Source organism: Streptomyces sp. P3 (genome assembly GCF_003032475.1).
GTDB lineage: Bacteria > Actinomycetota > Actinomycetes > Streptomycetales > Streptomycetaceae > Streptomyces.
Window position 1 is genome coordinate 4,554,563 of record NZ_CP028369.1, and the last position, 15,762, is coordinate 4,570,324.

The 15,762-nt window shown below is 72.0% G+C and carries 14 protein-coding genes; 9 read left to right on the forward strand and 5 right to left on the reverse strand.

What is annotated here, in order from left to right; all coding sequences use genetic code 11:
- Nucleotides 1–26 precede the first annotated feature (26 nt).
- The 3 genes from cmk to der all read left to right on the forward strand — a co-directional run bounded on the left by cmk (nt 27) and on the right by der (nt 2,931).
- Entirely contained in the window at nt 27–713 is a 687-nt protein-coding gene (gene cmk / locus C6376_RS20510; protein ID WP_107444765.1) for a (d)CMP kinase, read from the forward strand.
- A gap of 62 nt (nt 714–775) precedes the next feature.
- A complete protein-coding gene (locus C6376_RS20515; protein ID WP_107449079.1) occupies nt 776–1,363 on the forward strand; it encodes a 1-acyl-sn-glycerol-3-phosphate acyltransferase in 588 nt (195 codons plus the stop codon).
- 86 nt (nt 1,364–1,449) lie between these two features.
- Nucleotides 1,450–2,931: a ribosome biogenesis GTPase Der gene (gene der, locus C6376_RS20520; protein WP_107444766.1), complete on the forward strand. Its 1,482-nt coding sequence runs from the start codon at nt 1,450–1,452 to the stop codon at nt 2,929–2,931.
- 165 nt (nt 2,932–3,096) lie between these two features.
- Here der and C6376_RS20525 read toward each other — a convergent pair whose 3' ends face one another.
- Entirely contained in the window at nt 3,097–3,501 is a 405-nt protein-coding gene (locus tag C6376_RS20525; RefSeq protein ID WP_107444767.1) for a hypothetical protein, read from the reverse strand.
- A gap of 150 nt (nt 3,502–3,651) precedes the next feature.
- A complete protein-coding gene (locus C6376_RS20530; protein ID WP_107444768.1) occupies nt 3,652–4,434 on the reverse strand; it encodes a hypothetical protein in 783 nt (260 codons plus the stop codon).
- A 536-nt stretch (nt 4,435–4,970) separates the two neighbouring features.
- Here C6376_RS20530 and C6376_RS20535 point away from each other — a divergent pair.
- The 3 genes from C6376_RS20535 to C6376_RS20545 all read left to right on the forward strand — a co-directional run bounded on the left by C6376_RS20535 (nt 4,971) and on the right by C6376_RS20545 (nt 7,488).
- The gene (locus C6376_RS20535) at nt 4,971–5,738 is read left to right on the forward strand and encodes a transglycosylase family protein (RefSeq protein ID WP_107444769.1); all 768 of its coding nucleotides are present in this window, start codon (nt 4,971–4,973) and stop codon (nt 5,736–5,738) included.
- 111 nt (nt 5,739–5,849) lie between these two features.
- Nucleotides 5,850–6,863, forward strand: coding sequence for a YafY family protein (locus tag C6376_RS20540; protein ID WP_107444770.1), 1,014 nt, complete (start codon nt 5,850–5,852; stop codon nt 6,861–6,863).
- A gap of 409 nt (nt 6,864–7,272) precedes the next feature.
- Nucleotides 7,273–7,488: an I78 family peptidase inhibitor gene (locus tag C6376_RS20545; protein ID WP_107444771.1), complete on the forward strand. Its 216-nt coding sequence runs from the start codon at nt 7,273–7,275 to the stop codon at nt 7,486–7,488.
- A gap of 147 nt (nt 7,489–7,635) precedes the next feature.
- Here C6376_RS20545 and C6376_RS20550 read toward each other — a convergent pair whose 3' ends face one another.
- Together C6376_RS20550 and C6376_RS20555 are read right to left on the reverse strand one after the other, a co-directional pair.
- Complete coding sequence (locus C6376_RS20550) at nt 7,636–8,658, reverse strand: phosphatase PAP2 family protein (protein WP_107444772.1); 1,023 nt, start codon at nt 8,656–8,658, stop codon at nt 7,636–7,638.
- Between the two features lie 207 nt (nt 8,659–8,865).
- Nucleotides 8,866–10,140 carry a mannosyltransferase family protein gene (locus tag C6376_RS20555; protein WP_107444773.1) on the reverse strand — a complete coding sequence of 425 codons (1,275 nt, stop codon included), beginning with the start codon at nt 10,138–10,140 and terminating at the stop codon, nt 8,866–8,868.
- Nucleotides 10,141–10,453: 313 nt separating this feature from the next.
- On the opposite strand from C6376_RS20555, the gene C6376_RS20560 reads away from it, so the two are divergent.
- Complete coding sequence (locus tag C6376_RS20560) at nt 10,454–12,049, forward strand: MFS transporter (RefSeq protein ID WP_107444774.1); 1,596 nt, start codon at nt 10,454–10,456, stop codon at nt 12,047–12,049.
- 123 nt (nt 12,050–12,172) lie between these two features.
- Complete coding sequence (locus tag C6376_RS20565; RefSeq protein ID WP_107444775.1) at nt 12,173–13,363, forward strand: acyl-CoA dehydrogenase family protein; 1,191 nt, start codon at nt 12,173–12,175, stop codon at nt 13,361–13,363.
- Between the two features lie 36 nt (nt 13,364–13,399).
- Here the strand turns inward: C6376_RS20565 and C6376_RS20570 are convergent, their stop codons facing one another.
- Entirely contained in the window at nt 13,400–13,837 is a 438-nt protein-coding gene (locus C6376_RS20570; protein ID WP_057579807.1) for a cell division protein SepF, read from the reverse strand.
- 311 nt (nt 13,838–14,148) lie between these two features.
- Between C6376_RS20570 and C6376_RS20575 the strand changes: the two genes are divergently transcribed.
- Nucleotides 14,149–15,384 (forward strand): DUF5685 family protein, encoded by a 1,236-nt coding sequence (locus tag C6376_RS20575; RefSeq protein ID WP_173985694.1) that lies wholly within the window; start codon nt 14,149–14,151, stop codon nt 15,382–15,384.
- The last annotated feature ends 378 nt before the right edge of the window (nt 15,385–15,762 follow it).

Here is a 15,762-nt window from a genome sequence, read left to right on the forward strand (position 1 = left end):
GCCTCGCACCAGGAAGGTGTCCCCCCGTGGAAAACGGCGCCGCCCAGCCCGTGATTGTCGCCATAGACGGCCCCTCCGGCACGGGCAAGTCGAGCACGTCCAAGGCCGTGGCCGCCCGGCTCGGGCTGAGCTACCTGGACACCGGCGCCCAGTACCGGGCGATCACGTGGTGGATGGTGACCAACGGGATCGACATCGAGGACCCCACGGCGATCGCCGCGGTCGCGGGCAAGCCCGAGATCCTCTCCGGCACCGACCCGGGCGCCCCGACCATCATGGTCGACGGGGTCGACGTCGCCGGTCCGATCCGCACCCAGGAGGTCACCTCCAAGGTCAGCGCGGTGAGCGCCGTGCCGGAGGTGCGGTCCCGGATCACCGAGCTGCAGCGCTCGCTGGCGGCCTCCGCGGAGCAGGGCATCGTCGTGGAGGGGCGCGACATCGGCACGACCGTGCTGCCCGACGCCGATCTGAAGGTCTTCCTCACCGCCTCCCCGGAGGCCCGCGCGGCCCGCCGCAGCGGCGAGCTGAAGGGCGCGGACCTGCACAGCACCCGGGAGGCACTGATCAAGCGGGACGCGGCCGACTCCTCCCGCAAGACCTCCCCGCTCGCCAAGGCCGGCGACGCCGTCGAGGTGGACACCACCGAGCTGACGCTCACCCAGGTCATCGAGCGCGTGGTGACCCTCGTCGAGGAGAATCGGGCCGCGAAGTGACTCAGCCGTCCGTGCCCTCCGAGAAGGGCGCCGAGGTCGGCCGGCGCATCGGTGTCGGCCTGATGTACGGGCTGTGGAAGCCGCGCGTGCTGGGCGCCTGGAAGGTGCCGGCGAGCGGCCCGCTGATCTTCGCCATCAACCACTCCCACAACATCGACGGACCGATGGTGATGGGCGTGGCCCCGCGGCCCACGCACTTCCTGATCAAGAAGGAGGCGTTCATCGGCCCGCTGGACCCCTTCCTGACCGGCATCGGTCAACTCAAGGTCGACCGGGACACCACCGACCGCACGGCCATCACCCGTGCGCTGGGCGTGCTCGGCAACGGCGGGGTTCTCGGGATCTTCCCGGAGGGCACCCGGGGCGAGGGCGACTTCGCCGCCCTGCGCGCCGGGCTCGCCTACTTCGCGGTGCGCGGCGGGGCGCCGATCGTGCCCGTCGCCGTGCTGGGAAGCACGGAGCGCCGCGGACGGTTGATCAAGGCGCTGCCCCCGCTGCGCTCCCGCGTCGACGTCGTCTTCGGAGACCCGTTCGACGCCGGCGACGGAAGCGGCCGCAGGACCCGTAAGGCACTGGACGAGGCGACCGAACGCATCCAGAAGCAGCTGGCCGCCCACCTGGAAAACGCCAGGCGCCTGACCGGGCGCTGAGCGACACTGAATGACCGAGTAGTGGATCAACCCGGACGAACGGGGCTCCACCGATCACCACGATGGAACGACGAGGTACGGACTTCATGAACGACCACAGCCAGCCCGACGGCTCGGACCCCTTCGAGCACGATCACGGGGCGCTCGGCGACGCCGAGTACGCGGAGTTCATGGAGCTCGCCGCCGTCGAGGGCTTCGACATCGAGGACGTCGAGGGGGCCATCGAGGAGGCCGGTCACGGGCCGCTGCCCGTGCTCGCCGTCGTCGGCCGCCCCAATGTCGGCAAGTCGACCCTGGTGAACCGGATCATCGGCCGCCGCGAGGCCGTCGTCGAGGACAAGCCGGGCGTCACCCGCGACCGCGTCACCTACGAGGCGGAGTGGTCGGGCCGCCGCTTCAAGCTCGTCGACACCGGCGGCTGGGAGCAGGACGTCCTCGGCATCGACGCCTCCGTGGCCGCGCAGGCCGAGTACGCGATCGAGGCCGCCGACGCCGTCGTCTTCGTCGTGGACGCCAAGGTCGGCGCCACCGACACCGACGAGGCGGTGGTACGGCTGCTGCGCAAGGCCGGCAAGCCCGTGGTCCTGGCCGCCAACAAGGTCGACGGCCCGAGCGCCGAGGCCGACGCGGCCTACCTGTGGTCCCTGGGCCTCGGCGAACCGCACCCGATCTCCGCACTGCACGGCCGCGGCACCGGCGACATGCTGGACGCCGTCCTGGAGGCCCTGCCGGAGGCCCCGGCGCAGACCTTCGGCACCGCGGTCGGCGGCCCTCGCCGGATCGCGCTCATCGGCCGCCCGAACGTCGGCAAGTCCTCGCTGCTGAACAAGGTGGCGAACGAGGAGCGCGTCGTCGTCAACGAGATCGCGGGCACCACCCGTGACCCGGTCGACGAGCTGATCGAACTCGGCGGCGTCATCTGGAAGTTCGTCGACACGGCCGGCATCCGCAAGCGCGTCCACCTCCAGCAGGGCGCCGACTACTACGCCTCGCTGCGCACCGCCGCCGCCGTCGAGAAGGCCGAGGTGGCGGTCATCCTCATCGACGCCTCCGAGTCGATCTCGGTCCAGGACCAGCGCATCGTCACCATGGCCGTCGACGCGGGCCGCGCCCTCGTCATCGCCTACAACAAGTGGGACACCCTCGACGAGGAGCGCCGCTACTACTTGGAGCGGGAGATCGAGACCGAGTTCGCCCAGGTGGCGTGGGCCCCCCGGGTCAACGTCTCGGCGCGCACCGGCCGCCACATGGAGAAGCTGGTCCCGGCGATCGAGACCGCGCTGGCCGGCTGGGAGACCCGTGTCCCCACCGGCCGCCTGAACGCCTTCCTCGGCGAGCTGGTCGCCGCCCACCCGCACCCGGTGCGGGGCGGCAAGCAGCCGCGCATTCTCTTCGGCACCCAGGCCGGCACCAAGCCGCCGCGGTTCGTCCTCTTCGCCTCCGGATTCATCGAGGCGGGCTACCGGCGCTTCATCGAGCGTCGGCTGCGCGAGGAGTTCGGCTTCGAGGGCACCCCCATCCACATCTCGGTTCGGGTGCGCGAGAAGCGCGGCACGAAGAAGAAGTAACCCGCCGGAAGCAACCCGCCCGAAGCAACCCGCCCGAAGCAGCCCGCCGGAAGCAGTTCGGCGAAGCGGTGCGGGAGCCGGGGTGGCGCAGATGCGGCTTCCCGGACCTGAGGAGGGCGGCGCCCGTGGCGGGCGCCGCCCTCCTCCCGCCGTTTCGGGCCCCGGTCAGAAGGTCTTGCGGGGGGCCGGTGGCAGTGCCGGGACGTGGTGCATCGCGGTGGACTGGTGCTGCTGGCCGCCGATCTGCCCGACCCGCTGCCACTGCGACTGCTGCCCCCCGTGCCGCGCGCTCTGCGCCCCGGCGCTGTAGGCGCTGTACGAGCTGCTGAACGACCCCGGGCGGGGCGCCGGGTACGAGCTCGTGTGATGCGGATTGTTCCCGAAAGGGGTGAACCCCAGCTCGTCCTCGCCGCTGCGGTCACCCGGCAACGAGCGGAACGTCTTGACGTACTCGGCGTACAGCGCGTCGTAGATCGGCGTGGCCGATGGGCCGCCCTGCGAGTCCTGGGCCGGTCGCGCGGACGGGATCGACGGGAAGGGCGGGCGGCGGGGAACGTCGTAGGTGTGCACGTATGTCCAAACGAGGTCGGACATCAAGGGATGCGGCCGCGCGACGTGCCGTCGGGCGCGTGCGCCCCACACGGCCGCACGCCCGACGCACGCCGCACGGGACGGTGGTGCGGCGCGGGACGGTGGTGCGGGCCCCGCGCAGCGGAGACCTCAGGTACCGGCGAGCGGCAGGGCCGCCCCGACCAACTGACCGCCCGCGGCGGCCCTGTCGAGCGCGTCGCGCAGCAGGTCCTCACGGGGCTGACGGCCGATCGACCCGACGGGGGCGGCGAACATCAGCACCTGCTGGTGCTTGTTGGCGGCGGCGCGCCACCCCTCCGTCACCTGCAGCGGCTGGTGGGCCTGCCACCAGGCGACCGGCTGGCCGCCGTTCGCGGAGGGCTGCAGCACCGCGTGGAGCTGGCCCATGGCCAGCAGTACGGACCAGCCGTGCTGCACCGGCGGCACCTCGGACAGCTGGGAGAGCGGCATGAAGCCCTGCTCGATGAGCAGCGGCAGGAAGTCGTCGCCGGCGCCGGTGGCACCGGGCCGCACGATCGGAGCGGTCGGCTCGACGACCAGGGCGGGGTGCAACTCCCCGGCGATCAGGACGAGTCCGCTGGTCACGCCGAGCACAGCCTGTTCGGGGACGACCTTGCCGGCGTCCAGGTCGGCCGAGTCGCCGTTGATGGAGCGGACCGCGCCCTGCAGCTGCTCCTCGGTGACCTGGACGACCTGCGAGGGCAGGCAGGTGGAGTGGGCGAAGGCGAGGACGGCGGTCTCGTCCCCGATGAACAGGACGGTGCTGGTGCGCTCGTTGTCGGAGTCGCCCGGGGTGCGGCAGGACGTGCAGTCGTAACTGCCCGGGGCGTTGTCTCCGGCGAGCAGCCGGTCGGCTTCTTCGTCGCCGATCTCGGCGCGAACCTCGTCGCTGACGTCGAGCATGCGCGGCACGGGGGCTCCCTCGGATGCGGTGCTGGGGCGAGTCCGGGTGGCCCCGGCTCGTGGTCCGGGCGGGTCCCCGGCTCATGAAGAAGACAACGGGCGATCTGTGGCGGGAGTCACGCTGCAGGGCGAACGGAATCGAACCGTCCTGCGCGCACGGTCACCCTGGGTGCTGAATCGGACACTCCTTGTCAAGTTACGGAGAGGTCACGGAAGTTGATCCGGTGAGCTGGCTCACAGTCAGCTGGGTCTGCTGGTCGACAAAGCAGGAAATGAGCGGATGAAACAGGTGGCCGAAAATCGCCGCTACCTAAGGTAACCGGCGAGTGGCCTGCAGCGGAGGGGAGTTGGTTGTTAACGACCCGTCAGCATCCCTAGATTGCTCCGCCGTGTGCAACGAGCACCGCTCGGGAACGTCCGCCGGCCGCGCGGCCAGACAACGCGCAGCACGACCGCCGGCGGACGGGACGGAGCACGACGGCCGCGCCCTGTGCGGCAGACGTGCCCCGTCCCGGGGGAGCCCGGGTTCGTAGAGAGGGATCTACATGTCCGAATGTGCCGATATCCGCACCCGCAAGTCGTCGCGCAAGACGGCGGTCCTCGCCGGGGCGGTACTTCTCGCCCCTCTCGGACTGCTGTCCGCGACCGGCGAGGCCACAGCGGCCGACAGCGGGGTGTGGGACCGCATCGCCCAGTGCGAGAGCGGCGGCAACTGGCACATCAACACCGGCAACGGGTACTACGGCGGACTGCAGTTCTCCGCCGGCACCTGGCGCGCGTTCGGCGGCGGCGCCTACGCGTCCACCGCCGACAAGGCCAGTAAGGCACAGCAGATCTCCATTGCGGCGAAGGTGCAGAACGCCCAGGGGTGGGGCGCGTGGCCGACCTGCTCGGCGCGCGCCGGAGCCTCCGGCAGCGCACCGGGCGCCGGTTCGTCCGAGGGCGGCTCGAGCTCCTCCTCCGGTTCCAAGTCCTCGAAGTCGTCCAAGTCGTCCAAGTCGTCCAAGTCCTCGAAGTCGTCCGGCTCGTGGAAGTCCGCCGGGACGTCCTCGAAGAAGGCGAGTTCCTGGAAGTCCGGTTCGGGCTCGGGGGCGTCGGCATCGGGTTCGCGTTCTTCCGACTCCGGGGACCGCGCGGAGAAGCAGGCCTCCCGCGGTTCCTCCCGCGGTGACTACACCGTCCGCGAGGGCGACACCCTCAGCACCATCGGCGCCCGGCACGGCATGACCTGGCAGCGTGTCTACGCCGCCAACAAGACCGTCGTGGGCGGTGACCCCGACCTGATCGTGCCCGGACAGCGCCTCGTGCTCTGAGCCGCTCCCCCTCCGGGGCACGGCGGCCCCGTCCGGTCCGACGACGGGACGGGGCCGTTCCCCGGGATCCGGGCGGCGTCCGGCGCGTCCGCCGTGAGACACACTGGGCGCATGCTGGAGACCTCCGCCCGACTGCTGCGCCTGCTCTCCCTGCTGCAGGCCCACCGCGAGTGGTCCGGTACGCAGCTCGCAGACCGGCTCGGTGTCACCCCACGCACGGTGCGCCGGGACGTGGAGAGGCTGCGCGAACTGGGTTACCCGGTCAACGCGACTCCCGGTACCGGCGGCGGTTATCAGCTGGGCGTCGGCGCCGAGTTGCCGCCGCTGCTGCTGGACGACGACGAGGCCGTCGCCGTCGCCGTGGGGCTGCGGACGGCGGCAGGGCAGGGCATCGAGGGCATCGGCGAGACCTCGGTACGGGCGCTGGCCAAGCTGGAGCAGGTGCTGCCGCACCGGTTGCGGCGGCGGGTGGGCGCCCTGAACGCCTTCACCGTGCCGATGCTGCGCGGCCCGCAGTCCTCCGCCGTGGACCCGGCCCTGCTCACCGAGCTCGCCCATCTCTGCCGGGACGCGGAGCGGCTGCGCTTCGACTACCGGGGGCACGACGGCGGCGAGACCCGCCGCACGGTCGAACCCCACCGCCTGGTGTGCACCGAGCGCCGCTGGTACCTGGTCGCCTGGGATCTCGACCGGGCGGACTGGCGTACGTTCCGGGTGGACCGTCTCACCCCGAGGCCGCCGCACGGCCCGCGCTTCGATCCGCGTGAGCCGCCCGCCCAGGACCTCGCCGGGTATGTCTCCGAGGGCGTCTCCACCCGCGCGTACGCGGTGCGGGCCACCGTCCGGCTGCTGGCGCCCCTGGCCGTGGCCGCCGAACACGTCTCGCCCTCGGCGGGCACGCTGGAGCCGGACGGGGACGGGGCCTGCGTGCTGCGCACGGGAGCCGCGAGCCTCGACGTGATGGTGGTCCACGTGCTGATGGCGGGTCTCGAGTTCGAGGTGCTGGAACCCGTGGAACTGATCGACGCGATCAGGACCGCCCGCGACCGGCTCGACGGTGCTCTGGCGCGGGCCTCGGGGCCCCGCACGCCGACCGGTGGACCGGCGCCGGCGCCGCGCCCCTGACGGCCGCCCGACCCGCCGTGGGCCGGTTCGGACCCCCTGCGTACTCCCTCGGCCGGCGTCGCCGCCCCGGCCGGAGGACCGGCCGGCGGCACCGGGAGGATGTGTGGAGGACCCGTGTATTTCCTACGGGCAGTCAGCTCCGCAGAGCCCGCCGGTAAGCGGAACGGAACGGGTTCCGACGGTTTCGGAATCGACGTTGCGGACTATTTCCGCAGGGTTTTTCGAAGGTCTCGGACGCCGTACGGAAATGGCGTTCGAATGCGTGAACAAGATGTACGAAATCGCTCGTACGTGTGACGGGGTTAGGCCGAAACGAGTGTCGTGATCCTGTGACAGAAGTGTGACCGGGGTGATCCGCGCCTCCCGTACGGGGTTCCCGGGAGTCCGGCGAGCGGCCTAGCGTGGCGGCATGGCACCGAATCCCACTCCGCCAGCGGAGCCGCAGGACAGCCCGGACGGATACGTCGGCCTCGAGGCCGCGCAGGCCGAGCGGCTCGCGCGCGACCGGGGGTGGTCGACGGTGCGCTCGCTGGCCCCGGGAACGATCATCACCATGGAGTACCGCTTCGGCCGGTTGAACTTCGAGGTACGCGAGGGGCGGGTGGCCCGCGCCTGGAAGGGCTGAGCCGCCCGGCGCCTCGAGCGGAAGGTCCCGCCGGCCCGACAACAGGCCCCGCTTCCCGATGCCGGGAAGCGGGGCCTGTGGGTGCGGGGCCGGGGTGCGTACCGGGCCCCGCCGTCGTGAGGCGGATCCGCGCAGGTCGTCCCCCGGTCAGGGGCGGGCCGTCGAGGTCGTGGCACCGCGGGGGAGCCGGTCGGCGTGCGGTGGCCGGCGGCTGCCGACCGGGGTGACCGGTGTGCGTTCCGAGCGGGTGGTGTGCGGGCCGGGGGCCAGATAGACCGGTGGGCGCGGCGGACGGGCCGCGGTGGCGGTCTCGCGGCGTGCGGCGGCCTCGTCCTGGGCGGAGACCGCGGCGACCGCCACGACCGACACCGGGGCGGCCACCGGGGCGGCCGGGACCGGGAGCGTGCCGCTGCGGCGATCGCGTCGGCGGTCGCGCCAGGCGAGGATCGCGACCTCGGCGCGGGCGATCAGAGGCTCGCACCACGGCAGCGCCAGCATGACGAGCAGACCTGAGGTCCAGCCCAGCACCACGTCGCTCAGCCAGTGCGTACCGAGGTAGACGGTGGTCAGGCCGACGCCGAGCGAGACCACCGCGGAGACGGCGGACAGCCAGCGGCGAGCTCTCGGCGTGGAGGCCAGATACGCGAGGATTCCCCAGGTCACGACGGCGTTGGCGGTGTGGCCGCTGGGAAATATATCGCCGCCCAGCCACATCTCGTTCGCGCCGATGGTGGTCGCGTAATGCGGTCCGAGCCGGCCCATGCCGATCTTGGCGGCCCCGACGGTGATGTTCAGCAGCAGCAGTGAGGCGCCCAGGGTGAGCAGCGGGCGCAGGGTGTGCTGCCGCCAGGACCTCCAGCCGAGCCACGCGGCGACCATCACGGCGGTCGGGCCGCGCTGGCCGAGGACCACGTAGTAGTCGAGGAAGGCGTGGATCTCCGGCCACTGCTGGTACGGCCGGAAGAACATGACCTGCCAGTCGAAGCGGACCAGCCACGACGTGACCACCACGAGCCACACGATCGCCACATAGAAGGCCAGGGTCGCGACGAGCAGCGCGACCCTGTGCCTGCTCATCTTCGGCACATCGATGTGGGCCGGTCGTTCCGGCTCACGGTCGAGCCTGGCGAACACCCGGTCCAGACGGGTGAGGTTTTGTTCGGTACGCACCTAAACGACGTTACAGCGAGTGAGCTCGAGACTCGGCCGATTCCGCGGGTTTGTGATGACGATGTGATGTGGGATTGCTCTCAGAACGGTGACAATTCCGGTGGGATCCGCAATCCCTCGACCCTTCTTCCCGCAATTCCTTTGATCATTCCAGGGGATAACTTTAGGGAAGTTATGAAAGGCTGCGCGGAAAAGCCCGTTCCGCGTCTACGGGGGACCGGAGCCGTTCAGCCACCACGCCCCGTACACGGCCGAGGCGACCGCAAGGCACCCCGCCACCAGCGCCGACCGGGTGGTCCGCAGCCGGGCCAGGGCCAGCGCGAGCGGGAGCAGCAGCGGGAACGCGGGCAGCAGCAGCCGCGGCTTCGAGCCGAAGTAGCTCGACGCGCACAGGGCGAGCGCGAGCACCACGCCCGCGTACACCAGCAGCGGCAACGGCTGACGCTGCCGCACACAGACCGCGTACAGCCACAGCAGCAGGGCGACGCCGACGATCAGTCCGACGCCGGCCAGGGCCGACGGGAACGCCGTGAACTTGTCGGCGACGAACCGGGCGAAGGCGTACCCGCCGTCGAAGCCGTTGCGCCAGCCCGCCTGGACGTCGAGGTAGCCGAGGGGGCCTCGGCCGGTGCGGTGGCCGACCCACAGGACGTAGCCGGCGGCGCCGAGGGGCGCGAGCAGCATGCCGAGGGCGCGCGGCGCGACACGGGGTTCGTGGACGGTGGCCCCGCGCCCCGAGGCGGCCTCCGCGGACGGTCGGGAGGCGTGTCCGGGGCCCTGCGCGCCGGGCACGAGCGCCGTGCCGCGGGTTCGCACGAACGGGCCCGTCCCCGGGGTCCGGCGGCCGTGAAGGAGGGACGTCGATCCTGCCGCCCAGACCGCCGCGACCACCGCGAGCCCCACCGGGCGGGTCAGACCGGACAACGAGGCCAGCATCCCCGCGGTCACCCACCGGTCGGTGAGCACCGCGTACAGCGACCAGGCGGCCAGTGCCGTGAAGAGCGACTCGCTGTACGCCATCGACTGCACGATTCCGACGGGGAGCACGGCCCACACCAGCACCGCGCAGACCCCCGCCCGCCGCCCGTACACGTGGTCGGCGACGGCGAAGATCCCCCAGGCCGCCGCGAGCGAGGCGACCACGGAGACCGTGAAGCCGGCGCCGGCGTACGACAACGGGGTCGTCGCGTGGAGCAGCCTCTCCAGCCAGGGCAGCAGCGGGAAGAAGGCGAGGTTGGAGTGGACGTCGCCGTTCGCCAGGCGGACCTCGTAGCCGTAGCCCAGCTCGGCGACCCTCGTGTACCAGAGGGCGTCCCAGCGGGCGGTGAGCAGGGTGTACGCGCTCTTGTCGCGGTCCGCGCTCCACAGCGCCAGGGCGAGCAGGCCCAGGGCGCGCACCGCCGCGTACCCGAGGAGGGCCGGAGCCGCCCGGCGCAGGGCGGCGGAGCCGGGGTGCGTCGCGCGCACGTCAAGATCGGTCACGGGCCGATTATCGACGGCATGCGCGGCTGCCGGGACCGCCGGGGCGCGCGGACCTGGGCGGGAGCGGACCGGGAGCGGCGCGAAGGGCGCTCGCGGACCGTGCGGCGCGTCAGGCCGCGAGTGGCGTACGCCACACGGGTTGCCCCGGACGGTGAGAGGTCCGCCACGCGGCCCCGGCGCGAACTCGCGTACGCTGCGTGTCACTCGTGTTCGTCTGCGCGGGCCGGAGACCACCGCTCCTCTCCGGCCGAGCCACGGGGAGTCCCCACCTCGTGAGCCCGCCGAACCGAGGGATCACCTGGGAGGTACGTACATGTCCGGGACGACCACGGCCGCCGTCGGGCTGCGCCGTCGGGCGGCCGGGGCCGGTGCCAACCGCTGGATCGTCCTGGTGGTGCTGTGCGTCAGCCTGCTTCTGGTCGCCGTCGACGCGACGGTGCTGCACGTGGCGGTGCCCGCCGTCACCGAGGACCTGCGGCCCGGCGCCATCGAACTGCTCTGGATCGTCGACACCTATCCGCTGGTCTGCGCCTCGCTGCTGATCCTGTTCGGCACCCTCGGCGACAAGGTGGGGCGAAGACGAATCCTGCTGCTCGGATACGCCCTGTTCGGTGTGGCCTCGGCGCTGGCCGCCTTCGCGGGCAGCGCCGAGGTGCTGATCGTGGCGCGGGCGCTGCTCGGCGTCGGCGGTGCGATGATCATGCCGGCGACGCTGTCGATCCTGCGGCAGGTGTTCCCCGACCGCCGCGAGCGGGCGCTGGCCATAGGCATCTGGAGCGCGGTGGCCGCGGTGGGCGCGGCCGTGGGCCCGTTGCTGGGCGGCTTTCTGCTGGAGCATTTCTGGTGGGGCTCGGTCTTCCTGGTCAATATCCCGTTGATGCTGGTCAGCCTGCCGGTGGGGCGACTGCTCCTGCCCGAGTCGAAGGGTGCGGGGGACGGTCCCTGGGACGTGGTCGGTGCGCTGATGGCGGCGGCGGGGCTGTTCGGCGCCGTGTTCGGCGTGAAGCGGCTGGGCAGCGGGGAGGTCGGCCCGCTCACCCTGCTCCCGCTGGCGGCCGGAGCCCTGCTGCTCGTGATGTTCGTCCGCCGTCAGCGGCGTCGGTCTCATCCGCTGGTGGATCTCCGGATGTTCGGGCGGCCGGCGTTCAGCACGTCGGTGGGGTGCATCGTGCTGGCGATGCTGGCGCTGGTCGGCCTCGAGCTGATCGCGGCGCAGTACCTCCAGCTGGTGCTGGGGCTGTCCCCGCTGGAGACGGGCCTGCGTCTGCTGCCCCTGACCTTCGCCGCGATGGCGGCCGGGCTGGCCGGCGCGCGGCTGCTGCGGCAGTTCGGGCCGCGCCGGATGGTGTGCGGGGGGTTCGTCCTGACCGCGGCGGCGGTACTGACGCTGACCGCGATGGGCGAGTCGGACAACACGGGGCTCCTGCTGTGCGGCTTTCTGCTGCTGGGTTTCGGTCTGGAGACGACCCTCTTCGCGGCGTACGAGTCGATGCTGAGCGAGGCACCGCCGGAGCAGGCGGGCGGGGCGGCGGCCATCGGAGAGACCTCGTACCAGCTGGGCGCGGGCATTGGCATAGCGTTGCTCGGCAGCGTGATGAACGCGGCGTACGCGCCCGGGCTGAGCTCCGTCCCCGGGGTTCCCGCGTCGGCGTCGGCCGCGGCGGGGCACTCGCTGGGCGAGGCCTATGAGGTCGCCGGACGGCTCGGAGGACCGGTCGGAGCGGCTTTGCGCGCCACCGCCCGGGACTGCTTCGTCCACGGACTGCATGTGACGTTGCTGGTCAGCGCCGGGTTGCTGCTGCTCGGGGCGGTGATGGCGCTGCGTCTGCCGCGGACCATGCAGTGCGAGTCGCCTCCTGTGGAGCTGCCCGCTCCCAGGGAGGTCGCCCAGTCCCGCGTCTCCGTGTGAAGGGGGCGCCGGGTGGACGTGCGGGGCGTCGCGTCGTAACGTCACCCGGGACATCGTGACTAGCGGTGCTAGTTTTTCATGGCTGGCGTGCTGGTCCACTTGGTTCCTGCCGGAGGCTGCCGTATGTCCGCGTCCTCGAAGTTGCCGCCCTTCGACCCCGCCGACCCGCTCGGGCTCGACGACCTGCTGGAGCCGGAGGACCTCGCGGTCCGCGACACCGTGCGCGCCTGGGCGGCGGACCGGGTCCTGCCGAACGTCGCCGAGTGGTACGAGCGCGGGGAGCTGCCCGCCATCGGGGAGCTCGCGCGTGAGCTCGGCGGGATCGGCGCGCTCGGCATGTCGCTCGACGGCTACGGCTGCGCGGGGGCGAGCGCCGTGCAGTACGGGCTCGCCTGCCTGGAACTGGAGGCCGCCGACTCCGGGATCCGGTCCCTCGTCTCCGTGCAGGGCTCCCTCGCCATGTACGCGATCCACCGCTTCGGGAGCGAGGAGCAGAAGCAGACGTGGCTGCCCCGGATGGCGGCCGGCGAGGTCATCGGCTGCTTCGGGCTCACCGAGCCGGATCACGGCTCCGACCCCGCCGGCATGCGGACGCACGCCAAGCGCGACGGCGCGGACTGGGTGCTCAACGGGCGCAAGATGTGGATCACCAACGGCTCCGTCGCCGGCGTCGCCGTGGTGTGGGCGCAGAGCGACGACGGGATCCGGGGATTCGTCGTGCCGACCGACTCTCCGGGCTTCTCCGCCCCGGAGATCAGGCACAAGTGGTCCCTGCGGGCCAGCGTGACCAGCGAGCTGGTCCTCGACGACGTGAGGCTGCCGGCCGACGCCGTGCTGCCTGAGGTCACCGGTCTGAAGGGGCCGCTCAGCTGTCTGAACCACGCGCGCTACGGCATCGTGTGGGGAGCGATGGGGGCCGCCCGCTCCTGTTTCGAGGCCGCCGTCGGCTACGCGAAGACCCGTGAGCAGTTCGGGCGTCCCATCGGGGGCTTCCAGCTCACCCAGGCCAAGCTCGCCGACATGGCGGTCGAACTGCACAAGGGGATCCTGCTCGCCCACCATCTGGGGCGGCGTATGGACGCCGGCCGCCTGCGTCCCGAGCAGGTCAGCTTCGGCAAGCTCAACAACGTGCGGGAGGCCATCGAGATCTGCCGTACCGCCCGCACCGTCCTCGGGGCCAACGGGATCTCGCTCGAGTACCCGGTCATGCGGCACGCCACCAACCTCGAGTCGGTGCTCACCTACGAGGGCACCGTCGAGATGCACCAGCTCGTGCTGGGCAAGGCGCTCACCGGACTCGACGCCTTCCGCTGACCCCCGAAGGGGGCAGGGCCGGCGAGCGGCCCTGCCTCAGCTCTGGTTGAAGAAACCGTCCGTCCGGCGTGCGGACGGGTCCCCGTTCACGATCTCCGTGTTGGCGGGGGTCAGCAGGAACACCCGGGTGGACACCCGCTCGATCGAACCCCGCAGGCCGAAGATCAGCCCGGCCGCGAAGTCGACGACGCGCTTGGCGTCGGCGGACTCCATGGCGGTGAGGTTCATGATGACCGGCACGCCCTCGCGGAACAGCTCACCGATGGCCCGCGCGTCCCGGAAGCTGTCCGGGGTGACGGTGCCGATCCGGCGGCCCTTCTCCTCGGCCGTGTCCGTGGCCACCTTCACGCGGGGGTCGGTGACCCAGGCGTCGCCGGAGTCGGTCCCCTCGGAATAGTCGTCGTCGTAGTAACGCTCGTCATCGTTGTCGTCGACGAGGCCAAGCCAGGCACTCGCCTTGCGCACCGATCCCATGGACGCCTCCTCTCACAGCGGTCATTCTGCTTTCCGCATTCCCCATGGTCGTCCATGATGCGGATGTCGCGCCAAGTGGATAGACGCCGCGCGGGGGGTTTGTGACGGTACTGGTGCACAGCGAATCCGTCGAGAGCCCGCGTCTCCCAAGGGTCGTACCGGATACGACTGCTGACTGTGAGTGAAATATGATTCTTCGTGGCGGACGGGTGACGCTCGGTGCGTCCGGGTGAACGAGTGCCCCGGATCCGGCGCGACAATCAGTCGATAACATGCGGCAGCTCAATGTCCCAAGGACGACGGGGGTTGTCGTGTTCGGAATCGTCAGACCCTGCTCCCACCGGCTCGGTGAGAGCCTCAAGACCCAGTGGATGGCGCACCTGTGCGGGCTGTGCCTCGCGCTGCGCGGCGACCACGGGCAGTTCGCGCGGGTCGTCACCAACTACGACGGCCTGCTCATATCGGTTCTGACGGAGGCTCAGGCTGAGCGCGCCACGGCCGACGGGTGGCGGCGCACGGCCGGACCGTGCCCGCTGCGCGGCATGCGCACCGCGTCCGTCGCGCAGGGCGAGGGCGCCCGTCTCGCGGCCGCCGTCTCGCTGGTGCTCGCCTCCGCCAAGGTGCGCGACCACGTCGCCGACGGAGACGGCCTGCTCGCGCGGCGGCCGGTCGCCGTCGCCGCGCGCCGGGTCGCCGCCGGTTGGGGACGGGCCGGAGAACGGAGCGGGGCCGCCGTCGGGTTCGACACCGCCGTCCTGGTCGACGCCGTGGACCGGCAGGTCGGCATCGAGGCGCTCGCCGGGCCGGGCACCCCGCTGCTGGCCGTCACCGAGCCGACCGAGACCGCCACCGCCGCGGCCTTCGCGCACACCGCGGTCCTGGCGGGCCGGCCGGGCAACACCGCGCCGCTCGCCGAGGCCGGCCGCCTGTTCGGACGTCTCGCACATCTGCTGGACGCGGTCGAGGACCGGGAGGCGGACGCCGCTGCCGGCGCCTGGAACCCGCTCACGGCCACCGGGACTCCGCTCACCGAGGCCCGTCGGCTCGCCGACGACGCCCTGCACGGCATCCGGCTCGCCCTCAAGGACGTGCAGTTCGAGGAGGGCAGGCTGGCGCATCTGCTGCTCGCCCACGAGCTGGAACGGTCGGTCGAGCGGGCCTTCGGCACCCGCTCGTGCGGTCACGCGCACGGGCCCGAGGGAGCGTTCGGATCCGAGGGTGCGTTCGGGCCGCCCACCGGGCCGTACGCGCCGCGGAACCCGGTGGATCCGCACGCGCCCGGCCATCCCCACGGCAACCCCTACGGGGGTGAGCCGCCCCGGCCCGGCAAGCGTGGCTTGCTGGCCGGCTGCGCGGTCGCGCTCGGGCTGTGCTGCACCTGCAAGGCGTGCTGCGCCGACGAGTTCGAGGGCCCCTGGTCGCGGAAGAAGCGCGAGGGCCTGTGCAACGACTGCGGAGACTGCGGCAACTGTTGCGATTGCGGCAACTGCTGTGACTGCGGCTGCTGCGACGGGTGCGACTGCTGTTCCTGCGACTGCTCCTGCTGACACGGCCGGCCGTACCCGTCGGCACGGCCGGCTGTACCTGCTGACACGGCGTCACCTCGCCAGGCTGGCGGAGGACCCAGCGGGGTGGAGGGCGCAGGGGTGCGTAGCGGGGCGGAGGGAGTAGCGGAGCGGGGTCGGGTCCGCGGCTCGGGTGACGACTGGGCTGCGGCTTCGACTGCGGTAGCGACTGCGGTAGCGACAGCGACGGCGGCTTCGACCGGTTCGGCGGGCTCGCCCCGTCCGTTCGTGGCGGCGCTGCCCGTCACCGGTCCGGCGGACCGCTGCTGAGCGGCTCGCCGCCCGCGCACGTATCCCTGGGCGAGGACGCGGATCTCTGCGGCCGGTCCGCCGTCGCCGGCGGTCCGGCCCAGCCGCTCC